The 23,349-nt window shown below is 36.3% G+C and carries 21 protein-coding genes and 3 tRNA genes; 5 read left to right on the top strand and 19 right to left on the bottom strand.

Features of this window, described 5'->3' with window-relative positions; all coding sequences use genetic code 11:
- From EGI05_RS16560 to EGI05_RS16510, 11 genes are all read right to left on the bottom strand, one after another.
- Complete coding sequence (locus EGI05_RS16560) at positions 1-972, bottom strand: endonuclease/exonuclease/phosphatase family protein (protein WP_123264125.1); 972 nt, start codon at positions 970-972, stop codon at positions 1-3.
- 76 nt (positions 973-1,048) lie between these two features.
- Positions 1,049-2,044, bottom strand: a complete 996-nt coding sequence (locus EGI05_RS16555) for an endonuclease/exonuclease/phosphatase family protein (RefSeq protein WP_123264124.1) — start codon at positions 2,042-2,044, stop codon at positions 1,049-1,051.
- A gap of 9 nt (positions 2,045-2,053) precedes the next feature.
- On the bottom strand, positions 2,054-2,791 hold the full coding sequence (locus EGI05_RS16550; RefSeq protein WP_123264123.1) for a rhomboid family intramembrane serine protease: 738 nt from the start codon (positions 2,789-2,791) through the stop codon (positions 2,054-2,056).
- Between the two features lie 5 nt (positions 2,792-2,796).
- Positions 2,797-4,575: a DNA mismatch repair endonuclease MutL gene (mutL, locus tag EGI05_RS16545; protein ID WP_123264122.1), complete on the bottom strand. Its 1,779-nt coding sequence runs from the start codon at positions 4,573-4,575 to the stop codon at positions 2,797-2,799.
- A gap of 199 nt (positions 4,576-4,774) precedes the next feature.
- Complete coding sequence (locus tag EGI05_RS16540) at positions 4,775-5,602, bottom strand: YoaK family protein (RefSeq protein WP_123264121.1); 828 nt, start codon at positions 5,600-5,602, stop codon at positions 4,775-4,777.
- A 38-nt stretch (positions 5,603-5,640) separates the two neighbouring features.
- Positions 5,641-6,135, bottom strand: a complete 495-nt coding sequence (locus EGI05_RS16535; RefSeq protein ID WP_123264120.1) for a hypothetical protein — start codon at positions 6,133-6,135, stop codon at positions 5,641-5,643.
- Positions 6,136-6,415: 280 nt separating this feature from the next.
- Positions 6,416-7,828: a sensor histidine kinase gene (locus EGI05_RS16530; protein ID WP_123264119.1), complete on the bottom strand. Its 1,413-nt coding sequence runs from the start codon at positions 7,826-7,828 to the stop codon at positions 6,416-6,418.
- Positions 7,829-7,831: 3 nt separating this feature from the next.
- Complete coding sequence (locus EGI05_RS16525; protein WP_123264118.1) at positions 7,832-8,542, bottom strand: response regulator transcription factor; 711 nt, start codon at positions 8,540-8,542, stop codon at positions 7,832-7,834.
- A 137-nt stretch (positions 8,543-8,679) separates the two neighbouring features.
- Positions 8,680-8,763: transfer RNA gene (locus tag EGI05_RS16520), tRNA-Leu, on the bottom strand.
- Positions 8,764-8,769: 6 nt separating this feature from the next.
- Positions 8,770-8,845: transfer RNA gene (locus EGI05_RS16515), tRNA-Gly, on the bottom strand.
- A gap of 9 nt (positions 8,846-8,854) precedes the next feature.
- Positions 8,855-8,936 (bottom strand) — tRNA-Leu (locus tag EGI05_RS16510).
- A gap of 177 nt (positions 8,937-9,113) precedes the next feature.
- Between EGI05_RS16510 and EGI05_RS16505 the strand changes: the two genes are divergently transcribed.
- From EGI05_RS16505 to EGI05_RS16495, 3 genes are read left to right on the top strand one after another with little or no spacing between them, the layout of a single operon-like run.
- The gene (locus EGI05_RS16505) at positions 9,114-9,491 is read left to right on the top strand and encodes a DUF3127 domain-containing protein (protein WP_123264401.1); all 378 of its coding nucleotides are present in this window, start codon (positions 9,114-9,116) and stop codon (positions 9,489-9,491) included.
- A gap of 56 nt (positions 9,492-9,547) precedes the next feature.
- A complete protein-coding gene (gene aat / locus EGI05_RS16500) occupies positions 9,548-10,201 on the top strand; it encodes a leucyl/phenylalanyl-tRNA--protein transferase (protein WP_123264117.1) in 654 nt (217 codons plus the stop codon).
- The gene (locus EGI05_RS16495) at positions 10,188-11,075 is read left to right on the top strand and encodes a DMT family transporter (RefSeq protein WP_123264116.1); all 888 of its coding nucleotides are present in this window, start codon (positions 10,188-10,190) and stop codon (positions 11,073-11,075) included. Before aat ends, EGI05_RS16495 begins: the two co-directional genes overlap by 14 nt.
- Positions 11,076-11,176: 101 nt before the next feature.
- Here EGI05_RS16495 and EGI05_RS16490 read toward each other — a convergent pair whose 3' ends face one another.
- From EGI05_RS16490 to EGI05_RS16465, 7 genes are all read right to left on the bottom strand, one after another.
- Positions 11,177-12,556 (bottom strand): tetratricopeptide repeat protein, encoded by a 1,380-nt coding sequence (locus tag EGI05_RS16490; protein ID WP_123264400.1) that lies wholly within the window; start codon positions 12,554-12,556, stop codon positions 11,177-11,179.
- Positions 12,557-12,680: 124 nt separating this feature from the next.
- Positions 12,681-14,063 carry a phosphoglucosamine mutase gene (gene glmM, locus EGI05_RS16485; protein WP_123264115.1) on the bottom strand — a complete coding sequence of 461 codons (1,383 nt, stop codon included), beginning with the start codon at positions 14,061-14,063 and terminating at the stop codon, positions 12,681-12,683.
- 53 nt (positions 14,064-14,116) lie between these two features.
- A complete protein-coding gene (locus EGI05_RS16480) occupies positions 14,117-15,142 on the bottom strand; it encodes a DUF4421 family protein (RefSeq protein WP_134197451.1) in 1,026 nt (341 codons plus the stop codon).
- Between the two features lie 60 nt (positions 15,143-15,202).
- Entirely contained in the window at positions 15,203-15,355 is a 153-nt protein-coding gene (locus EGI05_RS18050; RefSeq protein WP_166668355.1) for a hypothetical protein, read from the bottom strand.
- Positions 15,355-17,388, bottom strand: a complete 2,034-nt coding sequence (feoB, locus tag EGI05_RS16475; protein WP_123264113.1) for a ferrous iron transport protein B — start codon at positions 17,386-17,388, stop codon at positions 15,355-15,357. Before feoB ends, EGI05_RS18050 begins: the two co-directional genes overlap by 1 nt.
- Positions 17,388-17,642 carry a FeoA family protein gene (locus tag EGI05_RS16470; RefSeq protein ID WP_123264112.1) on the bottom strand — a complete coding sequence of 85 codons (255 nt, stop codon included), beginning with the start codon at positions 17,640-17,642 and terminating at the stop codon, positions 17,388-17,390. The genes feoB and EGI05_RS16470 overlap by 1 nt, the downstream gene beginning before the upstream one ends.
- Positions 17,643-17,771: 129 nt before the next feature.
- Positions 17,772-18,683, bottom strand: coding sequence for a GLPGLI family protein (locus EGI05_RS16465; RefSeq protein ID WP_123264111.1), 912 nt, complete (start codon positions 18,681-18,683; stop codon positions 17,772-17,774).
- 162 nt (positions 18,684-18,845) lie between these two features.
- On the opposite strand from EGI05_RS16465, the gene EGI05_RS16460 reads away from it, so the two are divergent.
- Positions 18,846-19,343, top strand: a complete 498-nt coding sequence (locus tag EGI05_RS16460; protein ID WP_123264399.1) for a DinB family protein — start codon at positions 18,846-18,848, stop codon at positions 19,341-19,343.
- A 57-nt stretch (positions 19,344-19,400) separates the two neighbouring features.
- On the opposite strand, the gene EGI05_RS16455 is transcribed toward EGI05_RS16460, so the two are convergent.
- A complete protein-coding gene (locus EGI05_RS16455) occupies positions 19,401-22,109 on the bottom strand; it encodes a TonB-dependent receptor (RefSeq protein ID WP_123264110.1) in 2,709 nt (902 codons plus the stop codon).
- 357 nt (positions 22,110-22,466) lie between these two features.
- On the opposite strand from EGI05_RS16455, the gene EGI05_RS16450 reads away from it, so the two are divergent.
- Positions 22,467-23,348 (top strand): cupin-like domain-containing protein, encoded by an 882-nt coding sequence (locus tag EGI05_RS16450; RefSeq protein WP_123264109.1) that lies wholly within the window; start codon positions 22,467-22,469, stop codon positions 23,346-23,348.
- The last annotated feature ends 1 nt before the right edge of the window (position 23,349 follow it).

Genomic DNA, 23,349 nt, shown 5'->3' with positions numbered 1-23,349 from the left:
CTAATTTAGCAGAAATTCTGCAATTACCGGATAATGATCTGATAATTTTACTGAGTTGTCTACTTTATAGCTTAGAGGAATAATGGATTTGGAAGTGAATATATAATCAATTCTTAATGGTACTTTATAATCGTAAAAACTGCTTGAGCTTCCGTTTCCTGCCGTCAGAAATGCATCCTGAAGATCTTTCCCAAGATTATAATATTCATACGAATTCGGAACAGAATTGAAATCACCAGCCAAAATTACGGGATATGGAGAAAGGTCAATAGCTTTTCTGATCTTTTTTATTTGCTCTTCATGGGCCTGGAAAGTCGGAATCATATGAGATAAAAGAGTATTAATCTTGCTTCCTTCTCTTAATCCTTTAAACTCAAACATAGATTTGTGCAGCCGGAAGGGCTCCAGATATACATTTACTACCCTCACAATTTTACCACGAATATCTATATCTGCATAAAATGAATTCCCTCTGGCTTTATCTTCTATCAGCTCAGCCTGTCTGACGATACGGTGTTTGGTTTTCAGAATTACAGTAGGATATTTTACCATGTCCTGCCTTAAGTCCCTATTGGTATCTTTTTCCTGAACCAGGATAATATCCGCATCCTGATCATGGATATATTTTTTCACTTTATCCCAGCCGAAACTACCATACTTTACATTAAAGGTCAAAACTTTAATATCTCTTATGGATTTAAGATTTTCAGATTTCGGGGAAAAATTAACCCATCTTCTGACAGGGTTGTAAAATAGCAGCATACTTGCTGCAAAAAGAATAGCAATTTTCTTTCTTTTAAATACCCAGATCAGCGTAAAAATAATGTGCAAGACGATCAGATAGGGAAAACCAAGAGAAAGAAGATTTAAATTCCCTATGATATTGGGTGGAATCCAGGCATTCCCCAAGGTGCTAAGTAATAATACAATAATTAAGATATGAAAAAATAATACTATCTGGTTCGGCTTCATGAAAAACGTTCTTGGTACGCCTTTTTTTCAGCAAAAATCCTACCAACAGTATAGGCTTTAACGAATTTTATGAATATTATTTTTCTAATTGAAAAGTGGCAACAACCGGATAATGATCTGATAATCTGACAGAACGGTCAACCTTATAACTGACTGGCTTTATAGATTCTGATGAAAAAACGTAATCAATTCTCAAAGGAAATTTATAGTCATGGAAGCTCGTTGCACTGCCTCTTCCCACCACGACAAATGCATCTTTTAAACCTTTTGACAAGTGATAATATTCATATGAATTGGGAACTGAGTTCAGGTCTCCGGCAAGGATAACAGGATAAGGAGAGTTTTTCAAAGCTTCCTGAATCACTCCTACCTGCTCCTGATGCTTTTTAAAGGTCGGAATAAGTCTTCTGACAACTCCTTTTACTTTTTGTTCGTTTTCCTCGTTATTCCCATTAAGCTTCACCATGTTTTTTTCAAACTTGAATGGCTGAAGATAGACATTGATAATACGATAGATTTTTCCTTTTATTTCTATATCGGTCTGATTGGCGTAGGCATTATTGGTTTCAAAATCACTTTTGATGAGTGCTTTATGGTCAATAATTTTATACTTGGAGAAAGTAGCTGTTAAAGCATCTATGCTTGTCTCTTTCAATCCGTCAAAGTCATATCCTTCACCTATATCTTCCTGTAGAAGAACAATATCAGCGTTCTGGCTAACAATATATTCCTTTATTTTCTTTTTCCCCAGCACCAATCCATTCTTTGTATTAAACGAAACTATTTTCAGATCAGATTTTTCGTTGTTCTCAGCATTATAATTGATCCATCTTGTTACTGGATTGATGAAAGCCAGTCCTAAAACAGCAAATAGAATCGCTCTTTTCTTCCAGCTGATTATCCAGAAAATGGTTAACAGGACATATGTTATAATTAAAACCGGAAAACCCAGGGAAAGTAAATTGAACCAGGGAAATAACTTTGGTGGCACATAAGCATTCAATAGCATTCCCAATAACAGAAATGCGATTCCGATATGCAGTATAAAAAGGGTGAGACGAACGATTTTCACAGGAAAATTTTAACGGAATCTGTATAAATGTTTCTTCCAGCTTCTGGCCAATAACCAACCTACCAAAGCTCCTCCAACGTGAGCCAAATGAGCAATTCCGCCCCCGTTTCCTGAAATCCCTAAAAATATAGAAACAACAATTACAATCGGCATCACATATTTTACCTTCATAGGCACCGGAATAAACATGATTCCAATTTTTGCCTCCGGATAAAGAGTGGCAAAAGCCGTTACAACTCCAAAAATGGCCCCGGAAGCTCCCACCATAGGAGTTCTGAGCGCTTCATAGTATTTCTGAAATAATTCCTGGCCTTCCGGTGTGGTTGCACTTGTACTCATACTTCCAGTATAACCAACTTCTGCTTTAGGATATATCTCAGAGGCATTTAAACCTAAACTTTGCAGTCCGGAAATAATTTGTTGAACTTCAATAAAATTCCAGAGATTGAAAAGAAAAAACGCTCCTAGACCACTTACAAAATAAAGAATTAAATATTTTTTTTCTCCTAATGACTGTTCTAATATCGGTCCAAAACTCCACAATGTCAACATATTAAACAATATGTGCATAAATCCACCATGCATAAACATATGGGTAATGATCTGCCAGGATTTAAAATTGGGAGAAAACGGATAATACCCTGAAAGGGAAACATACAATTGAGGAAACACAAAAGAAGAAATAATAAACACTATCACGTTGATAATGATAATATTTCTCGTAATGGGTGGTATACTGTTGAACATTTTTTCTAAAATTTGTTTTTAAAATCATTAAACGGAACTTCATAAAAGCATCTCTTCCCGTTTGGCAAAAATTCAGGGAAACCTAAAGCCGTAAAGTCCTTGATCAGCTGTTCCGCGTCTTTTTTGTAAATAAAATCAAACCTGGATTTCGACTGCATCTTGCTCCACTGGTTTTGATAGTACTGCATGAATTCTTCTTCCGTTTTATATTCCAGGATCTCAAACAAGTCCTCCAGGAACTTCATCACCTGAGTTTCTTTCAGTCCTTCCGGAACAGTATCTATTCTGAGTACATTTTCATGAGCAATTTTCATGTCAAACCCCAATTCCGGCAAATATTTTTTGATGGATTTATATTTGTTCTTCTCTATCTCGTTCATATGGTACTCCAAAGAGAAAAGAAGGGAATGACTGTTTATGGATCCCTTTTTTACAGATGTCGTATTTTCAGAAACAACAAGACGGTGCATTCTGCCTAAATCCAGCATCAACGTCCGGTCTCCTTTATTGAAAAGCCAATATCCGTTGGGAAGTCTCATCAGGTCCTCATCGAAATCTTCATCTTCAAAAAGATTAATCTTTGAAGGTTCAGCGGCAATATTCTGATGATACATTTCCGCCAGGTTTTGAATTTCAACCTGCTTTACCTCTTTTTCTTCCAGGAAAGGATTATAATCTTTATCTACAACAATTTCAGGCATTTTAATGCTCACGCTGTTTCCCTTGCTTGGAAAAGGAGTATGCATGATTTCATCCAGCTGCGGATCTTTTTCAAAATCTAAGCTTGGTGCTACATTATAAATTCCTAATGATCTCTTTATCGTTGAGCGGATCAAAGCAAAAATAAGATGCTCATCTTCAAATTTTACTTCCGTCTTCTGAGGATGAATATTAACGTCTATTTTCTCCGGATCAAGCTCTAAGAACAGGAAAAACGTTGGCAAATATCCCGGCAACAGCAAGCCTTCAAAGGCCTCCTGAACTGCTTTGTTGAAGTAAGGGCTTTTGAAAAATCTTCCGTTGACGAAAAGAAACTGCTCTCCTCTTGTCTTCTTGGCTCCCTCCGGCTTTGCTACAAAACCGTGAAGCTTACACCACATAATATCTTCCTTGATAGGAATCAGCTGCGGCTGAAGTTTTCTTCCGAAAATATCTACAATACGCTGCATCTGGCTTCCTTTTCTTAAGCGGAAAACCGGCTCATCATCATGAAATAAGGAAAACTCAATGTTTTCATGAGCCAATGCTACACGTTGAAACTCATCAATAACATGTCTGAACTCAATATTATTATTCTTGAGGAATTTTCTTCTTGCAGGAACATTATAGAAAAGGTTTTTAACGAGAAAATTAGATCCATCTGCCGTTTGCACGGGATCCTGAAACTGAAAAACCCCGCCTTCAATATAAATATTGGTTCCGACTGCCGTATCTTTCTGCTTGGTTTTTAATTCAACCTGGGAAACGGCTGCAATAGATGCTAAAGCTTCTCCTCTGAATCCTTTTGTTGAAATCCTGAAGATATCATCCGTTCCTCTGATTTTAGAGGTTGCGTGTCTTTCGAATGCCATTCTTGCATCGGTTTCAGACATTCCTTTTCCATCATCCACTACCTGGATCAGGTTTTTCCCGGCATCTCTTACAATCAGTTCGATTTTGGAAGCATCGGCATCTATAGCATTTTCCAAAAGCTCCTTTACAATAGAAGCGGGTCTTTGCACCACTTCTCCTGCTGCAATCTGGTTGGCTACGTGATCCGGTAAAAGCTGAATAATATCTGGCATACTGTGTAAAATGAACTTACAAAAATAATCAAAGGAAATGGGAATAAAAACAATAAAACAGTGAATTCAAATTTATCCTCAAGGTACAAAAATATAAATATTTCTGTTACAAAAAACACAACCCTCCGATTGTAATACACAAACAGAGGATTGATTTACAGCTGGTTTATACAAAAAATTAATACTGATATATACCTAATTAATCATCAAATGCAAGCTTTCTTTTGGTTTTTCTTTGCGGAATCCCGTGAATTTTATCGTATAAAAATGCCACGAGTGTTGGTTTTTTATAAATCCTGCTGTATCTGTATCTGGTATTAAAGTGTCTCAAATGAATTTTATAGGCATCATATCCGATGACCACCAAAAGGCATAGACAGATCACATAGAACACTCTAAACTCCAGGTAGTAATAAGTTAAACCTGAGAACACCGCTCCACAGACATAAGCTAACATAATACTCATCAACAATTTGGCTCTTCCTACCAATTCACCATTTTTTCTAAATTTCTTTTGGGTAAACATGGAGAACAAAATTCCTAAGTCAGTCGTTGTACCAGTAAGGTGGGTGGTTTTTACCGAGAAGTTTGAGATACTGGCCGTCAAACCATTCTGAAGGCCCGTCGCAAATAGCATTAATGCCACCAGATATTCTGTTTCTTCCAGGGTTTTCTGGTAGTAAAACTGTCCGTAAATTCCTACAAAAAGCAAACACAGAATTTCCAGCACAATCGGCATGGCGTGTGCAAAATATTTGCTTCTTTTATTAAAGCTGATCACAATAAGGTTTGATAAAAAGCTTCCGAAGAAGAACAAGAAGATCCATCCTCCGACAACAGCTACCTGCGTCCAATTTCCTTTACTGATCTCAGCTGCCAGAATTGCATAATGTCCCGTTACGTTGGATGTGAAGGAAAGAAATATGAGCAGAGATGCTATATTTATAGTACCCGCCGTAAAGGCAGTCAGCGTCCCCAGTCTTATGTTGTCTCCCAATGTCCTGCTGTTACTATAATTTCTTAACATTTTTTCAATTTTTTAAATGATTGTGTTTTTATTTATGGTTAGACCTCAACAAAAATTTCGGCCAGTCTTCCTCTTTCCGGAAGCCTTTCCGGGATTTCAATGATGATTTCACGAGCTTCTAAATCATTACATTTTCTGATGTAAGGAGCAATATCAAATTTTCCCTTTCCTTTGCTTTTAATGGATGAAGAATAGTACGCTTCTTCAATCTGCTCTGCTTTTACATAATGATTGAATGTTCTTTGGAAACTTCCGGTGAAAATATCGCAGACAATTTTGTTGATCAGATGCGGATATTTGTTTTTGATGATTCCATAGGCATCACAAAATTCCTGAGACCTTATTTTATTGAATATTGTATTTTTCGTAGTAAACAAAAGGTCCCTGATGGAATCCCCCATATCATAACCTGAAACCAAAAGAATATTGTATTGGTTCTGATCTTCCGAGGCATCTTTCTCTTTTAGTACTTTCTTTAATATTTTTAAAGATTCAAGAGAATAATCTGTGGCTATTAAAATGGTTTTGGTCATATTTTTAAGATTTTGTTTTGTGTTGTCTTATTTTGATGATACAAAACTAGAATGACCAGATTAGAAGACTTTTGGAATGGAATTAAAATATCATTAAAGAGATTAAAATGAGATTAGAAAATTGTTAAGTTCTATTAATATAGTGATTATAAGTCTGAAGAGTTGCTTTTTTTATCTCGCGGATTGAACAGATTACACAGATTTTATAATATAAAACCTATTTTTTTTCTTTGTTATCGTGTATTCATAACATATGAGAATAATGTTGGGTGAAATTGAATTAAATTCCTTTTTCCTCGGATTGAGTGCTGTAGAAATTGGGGAAACGGAGCTGTACGGTGGTTCCCTGATTTTCATGGGAACTGACAATTAGTTCGCCGTGATGCATTCTCACAATATTTCTTGCCAAAGGAAGTCCGATTCCGTAACCCTCATAGTTTTTAGTATTGGAAGCCCTGAAGAAAGGATCATAAATTTTATTCATTTCTTCCTGAGGAATCCCGATTCCATTATCTTTTACAATGATATACACATCGGTATCCGTTGCTCCTAATGACACTTTTACCTGTTGGAAATTAGAATATTTGCAACCGTTATTGATGATATTGGCTACTGCAAGATGTAATAATTGTTCGTTACCCTGAACTTTCAACTTCTTCGGATTATCCGGCAGCATACTTATATCCAGATAGATATTATTTCTAGGATCTATTCTTCGTAGTGTTTCAATCACATCCCAAAGCAATTGATCCATCCTTACTTTATCCATTTTTTGGATCTTTCCGTCAAATCCCGTTTGAGCAATCATCAACAAAGCCTTAATTTTTCGGTCTAATTTTTCGGCTTCATCCAGAATAATTTCCAATGTTTCTTTGTACTCTTCTGCTGTTCTATTGATGGAAAGGGCTACATCAGCTTCTCCCATAATAGATGTAAGAGGAGTCCGCAATTCGTGAGATACATTTCCAATCAGATGATTTTGGGTTTCAAAAGAGGTTTCGATACGGTTCAGCATATCATTAAAGGTGTCCACCAATTCGTTCAATTCTTTATTATCCGGCTGGGATTCCAGTCTTAAATGAAGGTTTTCAGAACTGATCTGTTTTACTTTGCCTGTAATTTTAAGGATTGGCTTAAATAATGTTTTAGACAGATAAAAAGAAAAAATCATACTGAAGAACAGTGAAAGTACAATACAAGTAATCAGCGTTCTTTTTAAAAACCCCAGATAATACACCACATAATGGTTTTTCGCCGAAGCGATCGCAATATATTCTTTATTATGAAATTTAAAAGATTGCCCTATGTAATAAAACTCTTTATCATTATAATTAGCTTCTCCTCTTTTCAGTATATTTTTAAAAAAATCATCCGGAATATGGACTTCTCTGGATATTTGCTTGAAATTAGAATCCGCCGGAACAGCAAAAACGTAATCTTTTTCCATTGGAAGCTCTTCATCATTCAGATTATTTAAAACGTAATTTTCCGGAAGATCAAGATGCTCTTTACTTTTTTCAATCTGGACAATAGTGGTCGTACGGATTTTGAGCAACTCATAAAATCTTTGATGGGAAAAGTTGACAATCGAAAAATACACCAATCCGCTGAACAGCAATATAATGACGGTAAATACCAGCATTAAAAGCACCATTGTTTTGGTCTGATTGGTAACAACAACCTTATTTAACATTCCTTATGGTTTTTTCAAAACATATCCCATTCCTATAACGGTATGAATCAACTTATTATCTTCCTGATGGTCTAGTTTTTTCCTTAAATAATTCACATAAACATCTACTACGTTGGTACCCAATTCATAATTAACTCCCCAAACCGCATCCAGGATTTCGGCTCTTGAGATCACCTTTTCAGGATTATTCAGAAAGTATAGGAGTAATTTATATTCTGTGGAGGTCAGGGTAATTTCTTCACCAGCCCGGGTAACTTTTTTGGTATAATCATTCACCACAAGATCTGAAAACTGAAATACATGTTCATTATCAACTTCCGGTTCTGCCATTTCGTGAACATTTCCGTTAGTATGACTTCTCCTCAACAAAGATTTTACACGGGCTACCAATTCAATAAACTTGAACGGTTTTACCAGATAATCATCTCCTCCGCTTTCTAAACCGAGAACAATATTTTCAGAGGTTCCCAACGCGGTCAAAAAAAGAATCGGCACGTGCTGATTGGTTTTTCTGATCTCTTTGCACACATCCAGCCCATTCATTTCCGGCAGCATAATGTCTAAAATGACCAGATCAAAATCATTCGCCTGCACAAGCTGCACGCCTGTACGTCCGTCAAAAGCCACTGAAACTTCATATCCGCTTTCCTGCAACCCTTTTTTGATAAAGGACACCACACTGGTTTCATCTTCAATCAGAATAATTTTTTTCATGAAAAATAAGGACTTTCACAAAAATAGAAATTTTATTTGGGTTGGAAGAATTGAAGAAGGAATGTAATACATTCAAAATAAGAACAATACTTAAATAAAACAAAAAACCCTCCGTAACAAAGTTACAGAGGGTCTTGTACCCCAGGCGGGACTTGAACCCGCACGCCAAAAGAGGCACAGGATTTTAAGTCCTGCGTGTCTACCAGTTCCACCACCAGGGCGTGGAATGGAGCGAAAAACGGGATTCGAACCCGCGACCCCAACCTTGGCAAGGTTGTGCTCTACCAGCTGAGCTATTTTCGCATCGAATAGTGCGGATGAAGGGACTCGAACCCCCACGCCTCACGGCACCAGATCCTAAGTCTGGCGTGGCTACCAATTACACCACATCCGCAGTTATTTTTTTGTCGTATGATAAAGAACTTCTTTCGTTTTTGTGAGTGCAAATATAGGGCAATTTTTTGTATTTGCAAGAGTTTTCAGAGAAAAAATTATTTTTTTTACAAAATTCATTCGGGAGTCATTTTATTACATTTCATTTTATTACTTTTACATCGTTAATATTTATGATATGGAATTACAAGGAACGGTAAAGAAACTTTTTGAAACTCAAACATTTGCAAGTGGATTTCAAAAGAGAGAAATGGTTATTTTAACTCAGGAGCAGTATCCACAGCCAATTAGCATAGAATTTCTTTCTGATAAAATAAATTTATTAGATAATGTGACTGAAGGAGAAAATGTAAAGATAGGGATCAACATCAGAGGTAGAGAATGGACTTCGCCGCAAGGAGAAACCAAATATTTCAACTCTATTACAGGATGGAGACTGGAAAAGGTTTTTGATAATGGTTCAGAACCTACACAAGCGGCACCATCTCATTCTGCAGCACCGGTATCTAATGAAAATCCGTTTGCAGGAGACGACGACGATGATTTACCTTTTTAATAAGATAAACAACGAAATAACAATCCTGCTTTTTAAGTGGGATTTTTTTTCTAACAATGGTTCGATTAGACGAAAACGAAATTTCTTTTCCTGATCCTGAAATGTATGACGGGCACGAAGGACTTATTGCATTTGGTGGCGATTTGTCTGTGGAAAGAATTTGGTTTGCCTACCAATTGGGGATCTTCCCATGGTACAATCCCGGGGAAGAAATTCTTTGGTGGTGTCCAGATCCAAGGTTCGTTCTGTTTCCTGATGAGTTGAAGGTTTCAAAATCCATGAGGAAAATCTTAAACAGGAATGTTTTTTCCTTCACAGAAAATCAGGATTTCAGAGGAGTGATTAAAAATTGTCAGAACGCTAACAGAAAAGGACAAACGGGAACCTGGCTTTCTGATGAGCTGATGGAGACATTTATTCAGCTTCATTTGTATGGTCTTGCTAAAAGTATCGAAGTTTGGCAGGGTGAGGAATTAGTGGGTGGATTTTATGGATTGCAGATCGGGAATGTTTTCTGTGGAGAAAGTATGTTTGCTAAAGTGAGCAACGCATCAAAAGCTGGTTTCATCCATTTTGTGGAAAGCAATAAAAAGAATCTTGAATTAATTGACTGTCAATCCCACACCGAACACCTGGAAAGTCTCGGCGCCAGAATGATCCCTAAAAAAGAATTTTTAAAAATTTTACATAAAAACAATGAACGCAGATAAAGAAAAATGGATCCTTTTAATTGTACTTACGGTTATCTGGGGATCCTCTTTTATTCTGATCAAAAAATCACTGGAACATTTTAATCCTTTTCAGGTAGGAGCTTTAAGGGTACTTATCGCCGGAATTATTCTGTTGCCTATTGCGATCTCCAAATACAAACTGTTTCCAAAAAAACATTTAAAATGGCTTCTTTTGGCAGCATTTACGGGAAATTTTATTCCTATGTTCCTTTTCCCTATTGCAGAAACTGAAGTAAGCAGCAGCATTGCAGGAATTATCAATTCTATGATGCCGATCTTTGTGATTATTGTCGGGGCCTTAGTCTGGAAATTCGAAACAACGAAAATACAGATCGTAGGAACGCTGATAAGCTTTACAGGAGTTTGTTTACTCGCTTTTGGAGGCAGTGACGGTGGAGAATTTAAGCTGATTCCGATTTTATTGCTGTTATTGGCCACTTTGTGTTACGCCGTGAGTACAACTACGGTAAAATCTAAACTTATGGAAGTTTCTTCCACGATTTTATCTGCTTTTGTATTCTCTTTTGTTTTATTCTTCCCTTCTATTATTGCTTTAGCATTTACAGGATTTTTCTCTACATTCAGTTTTGATGAAAACCACATGCTTGGACTGATGTTTGTGAGCTTATTATCTATTTTCGGGACGGGATTAGCTATGATGATGAATTATCGTCTGTTAAAGGTTTCTTCGCCTCTTTTTGCGTCAACCGTGACTTTACTGATGCCTATTGTGGCTATTATCTGGGGTATTTTAGACGGTGAGAAACTGACAGTCATGCAATTTATGGGAGCGACAGTTATTATTGCCGGATTGGTTTTCCTTAGAACAAAGCCGAATGTTATCAAAAAATAAATCCTGCAAAATTGCAGGATTTTTATTTGCTCTGTTTTCCAAAAAGGAACTAGTGGAGAGACGGTTCACTCCATTCATTCCGTTCAGAATGACAGGATTTCTTAATTTTTCTTTTTTACTCTGGCCTTAGCTTTCTTCACTCCATCTTTGATGAACGGATATTTTTTCTGCATATCCGGTGCAAGAGAAGGATCAAGTTCCAATGCTTTTTGAAGAGCTATGGTTGCTTTTTCCTGATCTTTAAGGTTGAAATAGCAATTGCTGAGCTGATAATATAATTCGGCTCTTTCATGCTTTTTCACAGCGTTGATCAATACTGTAACAGCTTCTTCATATTCTCCCAAAAGCATTAATACTTCGGAGTAGGCATACCAGTTATAAAATCTCGACGGTTCAGCTTCAACCAACTTCTTCAGACAGGAAAGACTTTCTTCAAATTTTCCTGAATCGATGAATAAAAAGGCTAATCTTTTCTGATAATCGAGATTGTTTTCATTCAACTGGGTAGCTTCTTTAGCGAAGTGTAGCGCTTCCGTCATCCCTCCCATTTCCTCATACAGATAAGACTGCTCCATCATCGAAAGATAAAACTGAGGGTCTTCTCTCAAAGATTTTTGAAAGGAATTCAATGCTATGATCGGCTGCTTCAATGCTTTATAACAAAGTCCTATTTTATAAAAGGTAAACGCTTTGGTGTATTCCAGCTCAAGCATTTCCTCATATACTTCAATAGCTTTTTTATATTGTCCTAAAGCTTCATAACAAGCAGCTTTATTCGCATATACCCCTACTGAGTTCGAATTGATCGCCAATAGATAATCATATCCTTTGATGGCCTCTTCGTAATTCTTCCTGTTGAAGTAAAACTGCCCATATTCAAACCATGCTGTTTCAGAATAAGGGAATTCATCTAAATATTCATTAAGAAAGGCTATTGCCTCCTCACTCTTATTCAGGTCACTAAAGCAGATCATACAGTTTTCCAGGGAGTATTCGTCCGCCGGATCTTCTTTCAATGCTTTTCGGTAATGTTTAAGAGCGTTAAAGGGATCTCCCAGATTCACATATTCATCCGCAATAAAGTTGTGAAGGAAATTTTCTTCTTCCCCCAATTGTAATGCTTTTTTGCAAATTTCAATAGATTTTCTTGGATTTCCCAGGTTCGAATAATACTTAGCATAGCAGACTAAAAAGTCTGTGTTTTCCATGGATGAACCTTTCAGCTCATCAATAAGCTCTTTTGCCGTATTATACTCTTCCCATTCTAAAAGAACTTCAAGCTTTTTAATCTTGATATCCAAAGAATTGGGATGGAGCTTAAGGCCATAATTCACTGCATTATCTGCGTAATTAAAATCTCCCAGCTCCAGGTAGTAAACGATAATGTCTTCTAATTCTTCTGTATCGAAATAGAATTCATCATGGTTTTCCATCATTTCTTCGAACTTTTTCACAAGTTCATTTCCAAAATACTCTTCCAATATAAACAAGTTTAAGATCTAAGACTTGAGATATGAGATATACAAATACTCGGTTCTGAAAATCTTAATACTATAAAGTTAATAATAATTCTTTTTTAAAATGATGAAAATGATGTTAAAATTTTTAGATCAGGCTATTAATTTTTTCGATCATATCATCCGCTAACTGATCGGCTTCTTCCTGGGATTTTGCTTCTGTATAAATTCTAATGATTGGCTCTGTATTCGATTTACGAAGGTGAACCCAGTTGTTTTCAAAATCTATCTTTACGCCATCTACAGTAGAAACCTCTTCTGTTTGATACTCTTTTTCCACTTTAGTTAAAAGATCATCCACATTGATCTCCGGAGTCAGCTCAATTTTCTTTTTCCCCATGAAATAGCTTGGATATCCTGCTCTTAATTCGGAAACAGTCTTGTTTTCTTTGGCCAGGTGGGTTAAAAACAAGGCAATCCCTACTAAAGAATCTCTTCCGTAATGCAGATCAGGGTAAATAATTCCTCCGTTTCCTTCTCCTCCTATTACTGCGTTCTTTTCTTTCATTAAAGTAACCACATTCACTTCTCCTACAGCACTTGCAAAATATTCTGAGTTGTGAGAGCGGGCAACGTCTCTCAAAGCCCGGCTTGAAGAAAGGTTGGAAATAGCTACTCCATTCTTATTTTTCAGTAAATAATCTGCAACGGCAACTAACGTATACTCTTCCCCGAACATTTCGCCTTTTTCATCAATTAAAGCCAATCTGTCCACATCCGGATCTACTACTATTCCTAAATCCGCATTTTCTTTTTTCACCAGTTCACAGATGTCACCCAAATGTTCTTTCAACGGTTCCGGATTGTGTGGAAAATGTCCGGTAGGTTCGCAATATAATTTTACTGTTTCACAACCAAGTTTATCTAACAGCATCGGGATTGCGATTCCTCCTGTAGAATTTACGGCATCTAGAACCACTTTGAAGCTCTTGGATTTAATGGCTTCTACATCTACCATTGGTAAATCAAGAATCTGCTGAATATGAATATCAAAAGCATCATCTCTTGTTTCATATTTCCCCAGATTATCTACTTCTGCATAGTTGAAGTCTTCACTTTCAGCCAAAGCAAGAACTTCCGCTCCGTTTTCTCCGCTGATGAACTCTCCTTTTTCATTTAATAATTTAAGAGCGTTCCATTGTTTCGGGTTGTGGGAGGCGGTAAGGATAATTCCTCCGTCTGCATTCAACTCAGGAACCATTACCTCAACTGTTGGTGTTGTAGAAAGGCCTAAATCAACTACATTGATTCCCAATCCTTGTAAAGTGGCCGTTACCAGAGAAGAAACCATTTGCCCGGAAATTCTGGCATCTCTTCCGATGATTAATGTTAAATCCTTTTTATTTTTATTATTTTGAAGCCAGGTTCCGAATGCCGAAGCAAATTTTACTACATCAAGCGGTGTTAAGTTATCGTTTACTTTTCCACCGATCGTTCCACGGATTCCTGAAATCGACTTTATTAGCGACATTATATTTTTTTATTTTTTTTAATTGTTAATTATCAAACTTTGTGCAAAGATACTTATAAAATAGGAACCTGTTTTTGAATTTTATCATAAGTATTCTTTACGGCTTTAGGAGGCGCAAAGCGATATCCTACGTAGATCAATCCGTATATATTATTGTTTTCAACAGTATAATTATCTCTCTCATCGTAAGCCGTCGCATTGAAGTTGAGCTTTCCTCCAAATAAAAACCTGTCTGAATTATATCCGATGTGAAGTCCTCCGGAACCTCTTACAACTGCATATTGCGCTTTTTCTTTCGGCCCTTTCGACCCGTCTTCCTGCGTATCCCTGAAGTTTGTGAACTTCCCGCCGACACCTACCGTTAAATAAGGTGCAACACTTACTTTATCAGCTATTACCCAATTATAAAAATAGCCGATGTTTGCTCCGATATTATATTGGTATTCTTTACTTTTCCTTCCTTCCAGAACATCCCTGAAAATGGTAAGGTCATAATCTAAAAACGGAACAAAGCTTCCTTTGCTGTTTCTTTGCCATTCCCCTTGTGTGTAAATGCTTTTTAATGAAAAATCTTTCTTTAAAACATAAGACGTGGAACCTCCGAAAGTCTGGACTCTCAAATCGGGGAACTGTATATATTTATCCTTTCCTTCCTGCCAATCTGGAATCAGATCCTGTGTGTTTTCTACATAAAACCCTTTTACATTCTTATAATAAACCGTCTGAATAAATCTTTTAGGAAAAAACCTGAATCTAAAATCTGTGTATGAACTTTTTCCTTTTAATTCATTGTCATTATTTCCGGGAAAAAATCTCGGCGCAAATGATAATGTTGCACTTATGCTTCTATAATCAACGGATAATGAAGTTTTTGTTTTATTATTAACAGAAACTATCAGTTCTTTTATTATATCTTCCCCATTTACTTCTGAGTAGGTAAAGTTTTCCAGGTTGGTATCAAGATTAACCCGGATCATGATCTGGTCGACATAGGACTTGATGTTTGTACTATCAGTCTGACCTTCGGCATGAGTATACATCAGGCCAAGAAAAAAAATACATAATGCTTTTGGTTTCAAGTGAATGGGTGGTTATTATTTCTGAAAATAAAATTATTTTTTCAATTCATGATGTAAAATCTACGAACAACCACAATCTTTGTCACAATTCGTCCTTTTGGAACTGAATTTCTTCGGTGCAAAGTTCTTTCTGATGATCCTGAATAAGGAGTAGCAGGCAAACCCGACAACGAGCAGAACAATGATATACTGAAAAATTAATGATGTACTCATTATTTTAAAATTTGATATACTAACATGGACACAAAATATGCCAAACCAGTCATCATCACCACCTGAAAAGCTGTCCATTTCCAGCTTTTGGTTTCTCTGTAAACTACTGCCAATGTGGAAACACACTGCATTGCAAACGCATAAAATAATAGTATGGAAATTCCTGTGGCAAAACTGAATACTTTTTCACCATTAGGTTTCACATCTCTTCTCATTTTATCTATTACTTTCACCTCGGGCGCATCATCTTCCAGACTATAAAGGGTAGACATGGTTCCTACAAAAACTTCTCTCGCCACAAAACTTGTCAAAATACCAACTCCCATTTTCCAGTCATAACCAAGAGGCTCGATAACGGGCTCAATCCCTTTTCCCATTTTAGCTAAATAAGAATGATCCAGGTGAACGTCTGTAGCAACAAACTCGTTAGGTTTTTGCTTTGGCCCGAAATAACTCAGGAACCAGATAATGATGCTTACAATGAAAATAATCTTTCCTGCTCCGGTAATAAAATCCCATACTTTTCCTAAAACCATTTTAAAATCGTATCCGAAAAGTGGTTTTTTGTAGGTGGGCAAATCCATTACCAGATAGGTTTTCCCTTTATTTTTGATAAATCTTTTGAGGATAAAAGCTGAAAACAGGGCAACAAGGAATCCCAGTAAGTACATTCCCATCAATACCAATGCTTTATATTTTATTCCTAAAAAAGTATCATCTGAAATAATCAATCCTATAATAATACTGTAAACCGGAAGTCTTGCAGAGCAAGTCATGAAAGGTGTCACCAAAATAGTTAACAGTCTTTCTTTGACATTTTCGATATTTCTTGTTGAAATTACGGCCGGGATAGCACAAGCTGTTCCGGAAACCAATGGAACGATACTCTTTCCATTCAATCCGAATGGTCGCAACAACCTGTCCATCAGGAAAACCACTCTTGCCATGTATCCTGAGTCTTCCAAGAGATAAAGAAAATATAATAAGATCCCGATCTGCGGAGCAAAAACGACAATTCCTCCGATTCCGGGTACAATTCCATTGGATATAAGTGAATTTAATGGTCCTTCCGGAAGGTGTTCTCCCGTAAAAGCAGACAGCCATGAAAAGAAGCTGTCGATCCAGTTCATCGGATATTCCGCAAGGAAGAAAACACTTTGGAATATGATCAGCAATACTGCCAGAAAAACCACGTAACCCCAGAACTTATGCACCAAAACCCTGTCCAGCCTTTCTGTAAGCAATTCTTTGAACTGAGGTTTTTTAGAGATCACATTGGCTAAGATTTTATCGACATTCTGATATCTTCTTACCGTTTCCTGCACCTGTAATCTTTTAGGAACCAGACTTTTATTTTCCGGTTCATTCAGCAGGTTATGAATTGATTCTATTCTTCCCAGCTCGGCTCCTGAAGAAATAGCCATCCAAGCTTTATAAGGATTATCAAATCCCTTTTGTGAGGCAAGTTTTTGAAGAAAATCTTTATGTTCATTTGGGGTTTCAAAAGAAATGGTATCTGTTTTTACAAATTCATTGTTGAAAACTGCTTCTTTCACCTCCTCTATTCCAAGGTGCTCTTTCGCATTGGTTTGGATAATTTTAATTCCTAGTGCTTCTGAAAATTGTTGAATGTTGATATTGATTCCTCTTCTTTCTGCCTGATCGATCTGATTTACGATCAGAATCATCGGAATTCCTAAATCCTGGATCTGCTGGAATAAAAGAAGTCCTCTTTTTAAGCTTAGTGCTTCAAGGATATAAATAACTCCTGCATAGTTTTTCTGCTCATCAATAAGAAATTTGGAAAAAATAGCTTCGTCTTCCGAACTTGGATAAATACTGTATGATCCCGGCAGATCAATTACCTCAACATCCTCATCCTTGTAGGTATAATTCCCTGAATGGCTTGCTACGGTAACACCGGCATAGTTCCCGGTTTTCTGTTTCTTGTTACAAAGTGTATTGAAAACCGTTGATTTTCCTACATTAGGATTTCCGACTAAAAGTACTTTTTTTCTCTTATTATTCTGCATCAATTCAATTCTTCAACAATAATATAGTCTCCCTCTTCTTCACGAAGAGCGATGCGGCTTTTCTCTTCTCCGAACTCCACATACATAGGACCGTTAAAAGGTGCCTGATACAAAATCCTGAAAACGGTTTCCGGCAAAAGCCCCATTTCGATGATTTTATTGGGCATCTTCAAGTGATCATTATCATAGCCAAGAATCTTTCCCGTCTTATTTTTAGGAAAGCCACTTAATTTATGTAAATCCTTTTCTTTCAAAAGCCTGTTTTTTGTGAATGCAAATATACGCTATTTAAATTTAATCTAAATAATATCTGTGTGTAAAAAAATAAACCCAAATGCACTGATACATTTGGGTTTACCAATATAATTTAGTTGATATGAATGCTATTTTTTCTTTTTGTCTACTACCTGATCTTTCTCAATAGGATTATCATTGGCATTGTAGAAATCTTTGTATTGCTTTTCCTGCTTTTTCATCATGTCTCCTATTGTTCCATCCATTCCCGGAATGGTTTTAGACATCATTTCCTGTGTCATCATAGGTCTTACAGATGCAAAAGGATCTTTTTTGAAATCACTGAAAGTTTTTTCAAACTTATCTCTTGGCAATTCTTTTACTTTTCCTCCTGTAGCCTGCATTAAGTTTTCTATGTAAGAGAATTCCGAATAGTCCTTTACTTTTTTATTTCCTTGTAATATCCATGAATAGTTTTTCTCATCATCCTCAATTTTAACGATCAACCCCGGAAGTCCTGAGAATTTATAAGGTCCATCCTGGAATGGCAAATCCGTACTGAACCAAGCCGTCCATTTTCTTCCTCCAAATTCAGTGGTTGCTTTTTGCGCGTTATAAGCTCCGATTTTCTGCTTTTCATTGGAAATATTCCAGTTGAATTTCAAATCTTCGCTGTACCCGATATTGCTTGGGGTAAATCCATTGGCTACTTTATCCACGTACTGAACTTTCATGCTTGGATAGGTTTTGTATACTCTGGCAGAAATTTTAGGCTGTCTGATTGTCTTTGAAAGATCTTTCATTACTCCTGCCTTCTGCATTGCTTCAATTTCCACCTTCATGATAGAATCCTGTGCAATTACCGTGTAATCCTGATAAATAGATCTGTTTTTATCTGTAATATCCAAAATGGTGATCACCTTATCCATTTTTGTGGAGTCTTTTTTAGGCTTGAATGTAAGCTCATAAAAGAAACGGTTGGCTGTTTCTTTGGAATCTTTGTCCTGTGCGTTTGAAAAGACAAAAAGAGCAATAAAAAATACTGAAAAGAGTTTTTTCATTTTAAATAATGTTTACTAATTAGTTATCCGTCGCAGGATTTTGTTACAGATTTTTTTTGATTATTTTTTACCTACTCCCTCAAAAATAAAATTTTATGATTTTCTTACGATTTTCTCGTTGTTTAAATTTCTAACTTTATGTGCCTAAAAAAACAAAATATTATGGACACTTTATCTCAATTAAAATCAGAATTACAGGGGGAATATCAAACTACTAAAAAGTTTATTGAGCTCTTTCCTGACGGAAAAAACGATTATGCCCCCCATGAAAAAAGCATGAAAATGATGCCTCTTGCTACCCACCTGGTAGAAGTTTTCGAATGGCCGAATACTATCTTGAATACTTCCGAGCTTGACTTTGCGAAAGGGGGTTATAAACCTTCTGTTCTTTCCACCAAAGAAGATCTGCTTAAAAAGCTTGATGAAGATTACGAAGCAGGCAAAAAAGCATTGGAAAATGTACAGGAAGATGATCTGAGTCCGAGCTGGACCATTAAAAACGATGGACAAGAATTGGCAAGCTGGAGCAAATATGGGGCTATACGACATGCTTTAAACCAGATCACTCATCATAGAGCACAATTGGGTGTTTATTATCGATTGAATAATATTCCTTTACCCGGAAGCTACGGCCCATCCGCAGATTCACCTAGTTTTTAAAATAATTGAAGTAAATGATTAAATAAAAAACCAATCTCGATGAGATTGGTTTTCTTATTATTTAAAGTTGAACTTTACGGTGAACATGACCTGGCTTGGGCGAAGCTGAATTCTTGTGTATGAAATATTAGTTGTGTTAATATCATACGTTTCAAATACTTTTTTGTTTGCAATATTCATCCATTTCAATTCAAAATCGATTTTCTTTTTGGACCAACTGAATTGATAAGACAGATCATAGAATCCATTGTTATATTTCTGATCTCCTGCATTGGTATTTACCTGATCCCAGTTGAATCCAACAGTATGGTTTTCGATAGGATAGAAGAATACACCCAGATTATGAGTGAATCCTTTTCTGGCAGCATTAGAATTTACTCCCCCCTGACTTGTCTGTTTTGTTCTTGAGATGCTTGCATTATAATCAATACTCATCCAACTGAAGTAGGTGTTATTGAATTTAATACCATATGACTGACTGTTGTTCTTGTTGGTATAAGAAGCATTATCCAAAAAGGCATCTGATTTTGAGGTATTATTGCTATAACTTACAGAAGCATTGGTCTTGAATTTTGGAAAATATTTTCCAACTTCCGCGCTGTAGCCATTGTTAATGATATGGTTATCCTGTTCAATATATTGCATAATGGTATACCCTGCTTCGTTAATTCTTGGGTTAGAAATCAGGTTTCTTTTTGCATCTGAATACCTGTAGTTCACATTGAAGAATAAATTATTCAGTGGATTTCTGTATTCTAATCTTGTTCCTGCAGATTTATTATTGTTCTGAGGGATCGGATTATTAATATCCATCGCATTAATTCCGTTTGGAGAAGTCATCAAGAATCCGGAATAAGCAGAATTGATTTCTCCGAAATTATTGTTAATATTAGCATTAACTGAAGCTTTCCAGAAAGAGGCAAATGTATACTGAGCAAAAATACTTGGTTCAAAGGTAACTTTGTTTACTTCTTTAGAGACCTGTCTCATCGGATCTTCCGCTTTAATATTGTTTGAGTTCACAGGGAAGTTCGCGTATAACATCCATGCTTCGCTTTTATAGTTTACGCCTACGCTTCCGTATGGTGTTGCGGTTGTATATTTTAAATCATTACTATATGCTGAAACAGGCGTCACCGGATCATTAGGATCAGAAGACGGAATTGTGATGATATTTGATAAGTCTGAAACTAAATTCGTTGTTTTAAAATTAAATCCAACTTCCGGAGTAAAGGTCCATCCCTTGGTAGAAAAACCAATGTTTGCCGAATGATTCGCTTCAAAAGTTTTCAGTCTTAAATTCTGTCTGACAAAATCTGCAGAAGTCGGAATAAATCCAGGAATGGCTAAATAAGAAGCAGGAGAAACATCCAATGTTTGCCTATCTGTCTGATAATTAATGAAAGACATCACATTGACCATTTTTTCTTTCCATGGAATGATGGTACTCAAAGAGTTCTGGAACGATGTAGTAGGAGACTCTATGGCTTCTTCACCATGTCTGTTATTGATCGGGTCTGTTCTGTCTACAACGCCTCTGTCTGCATTCCAGAATTGAGAGAAGCTCGTAGTGTTTTTAAAGAATCCTTTCTTCGCATTTTTAGTGAAGATCAATTCTCCTTTTGCTTTATCCGTATAAAAATTATTGAAAATATTCTGTGTTACTTTTGATGCGGGTCTTTCCGGAGTAGCAAAATAATTCGTTTCGCTGTAAGATTCTCTTTCTACTGCATTATTGGTGTAGTTGGCATTCGCTTTTAATTCCCATTCTTTTTTCTTATCAATATTGGTAAGATAATTGGCTGATAAATAATGGACACTGTTCATCAGATATCTTTTCACAGGAAGATTCGGGGTACTTGCATTTTCCACATTCAGCCAGTCATTTTGAGAAGCATTGATTCTCCTTCCTTCAAATCTGCTTCCGAAAGCCAGTATATTTCCTTCATTTTCCACCTGCTCTCCCATGTTATTGGTTTTATAATTGACTACCCACTGACTTTTCTGTCCGAAAAACATCGGTGTTAACTTCACATTCCAAAGCCATGGAGCTCCAAATCCTGATCCTACCTCTCCTCTTCCGGTCATGGTTACGGAGTTTTTCAACTTGATGTTGATCGCTGCCTGATCGGAAGGAACTTTATCCTGAAGAATTTTTACCGGCTGGTGATTTTCAAGCACCTCCACTTTTTGTACGGCATCTTTAGGAAGGGAGTTGTTGATGGTTCCGTATCCTCCTTCCATTAAATCTTTTCCGTTGACATAGAATTTGTTGATTGCATTTCCCTGATAAAGAATACTTCCGTCTGCATTGACTTCAATACCCGGAATTTTCTTCATTACATCCGCAAGTGTTCTATCGTTTTTGCTGTCAAAAGCCTTAAGATCATAAGAAATGGTATCCCCTCTTGCTGTGATCATTTTGGTTTTCAGCTGAACTTCTTTTATTTCCGTAGTTTCAGACTGCATTTTAAAGCTCAATGTCTGATCACTGTTACTGATCTGTTTTGTTAATGGTTTTTGATTGAAAGCCTTTACTTTCAAATCCACGTTAGATTCTGAAGAAGTAAAGGTAACTTTATATTCTCCTTTGGAGTTGGTAATTCCATAAGCCAAAATTGCATCCTTTCCCGGCTCTTCTATCGTTACACTTGCACTGGGTACTGCTTCTCCATCTTCATCGGTAATTTTCCCTGAAACTGTTTTTTGTGCAAACGTCAGCATAGAGAAAAAAATCATCACGAATACATAGATATTCCTTTTCATAATTTATTATTTGGCTTATTAGTTATGGTTTGTAATTTTTTGTTACACTTTATAAAGATTGATTTTAAAGGAAAAAGTTAAAAAACACCTCTATCACTGTATTTATAGTGATAAAATTTTTTATTATTTTTTTATTTCTCAATTCAGGATTCTCAAATATTTTTCTAAGATGTAATATTTTTTATGAATATTTTGTTTTCTGTTTAGTATATATAATTTTGTTTTCTCATACATTTGAGGAAGTATTTTTATTTGGTCTAAATATTTAAAATTGTGATTTGAATCATAGATTAAAAAAAACTTAATCTCGGATTCGTAAACATTTATTTAATAATTTTGTAACATAAAATTTATAAAATGGGAATTATTTTAAAGCCTATAGATATTGTAGATGACATAACGAAAGAAGAGTTTCACGAAAAATATCTTAAGCCGAGGAGGCCTGTTGTCATTAAAAACATGGCAAAGAAGTGGCCTGCCTATCAGAAATGGACAATGGAATACATGAAGGAGATGGTAGGAGATGTGGAAGTTCCATTATACGACAGTTCCAAAGCTGATCCGGCCGCTCCCATCAATGCTTCTGCCGCCAAAATGCAATTTGGTGATTATATCGATTTGATTCAAAGAGAGCCTACTGATCTGAGAATTTTCTTTTTTGATCCTATAAAGCATGCCAAAAAGCTATTGGAAGATTATATTTCTCCTAAAGAATTAATGGGCGGGTTTTTAGATAAGTATCCATCCATGTTCTTCGGAGGGAAAGGTTCTGTAACTTTCCTTCATTATGATATTGATATGGCTCACATTTTCCATACGCACTTCAATGGAAGAAAGCACGTGCTTCTTTTCGATTATAAATGGAAAGAAAGATTGTACCAGATTCCTTATGCTACATATGCATTGGAAGATTATGACATAGAAAATCCCGACTTCACCAAATTCCCGGCATTAGACGGTGTGGAAGGAATTGAATGTTTCCTTGAGCACGGAGATACGCTGTTCATGCCTACCGGATGGTGGCACTGGATGAAATATCTTGACGGAAGTTTCTCTATTTCTTTGAGAGCCTGGGATAAATCATGGGCAGTAAAGGCTCATTCTTTATGGAATCTAACAGTACAACGTAAGTTCGATGATATCATGAAAGCCAATTTCAAAAAGAAATATATGGACTGGAAAGAAAGTATGGCTGTCAAAAGAGCAGAGCGGGCCCTGAAAAGAGGCTTACCAAAATAAG

It is taken from the genome of Chryseobacterium daecheongense, assembly GCF_003729955.1.
GTDB classification, from domain to species: Bacteria; Bacteroidota; Bacteroidia; order Flavobacteriales; family Weeksellaceae; genus Chryseobacterium; species Chryseobacterium daecheongense.
Note: the sequence above shows the minus strand (reverse complement) of the source record. Positions and strands in the feature narration are given on the sequence as shown.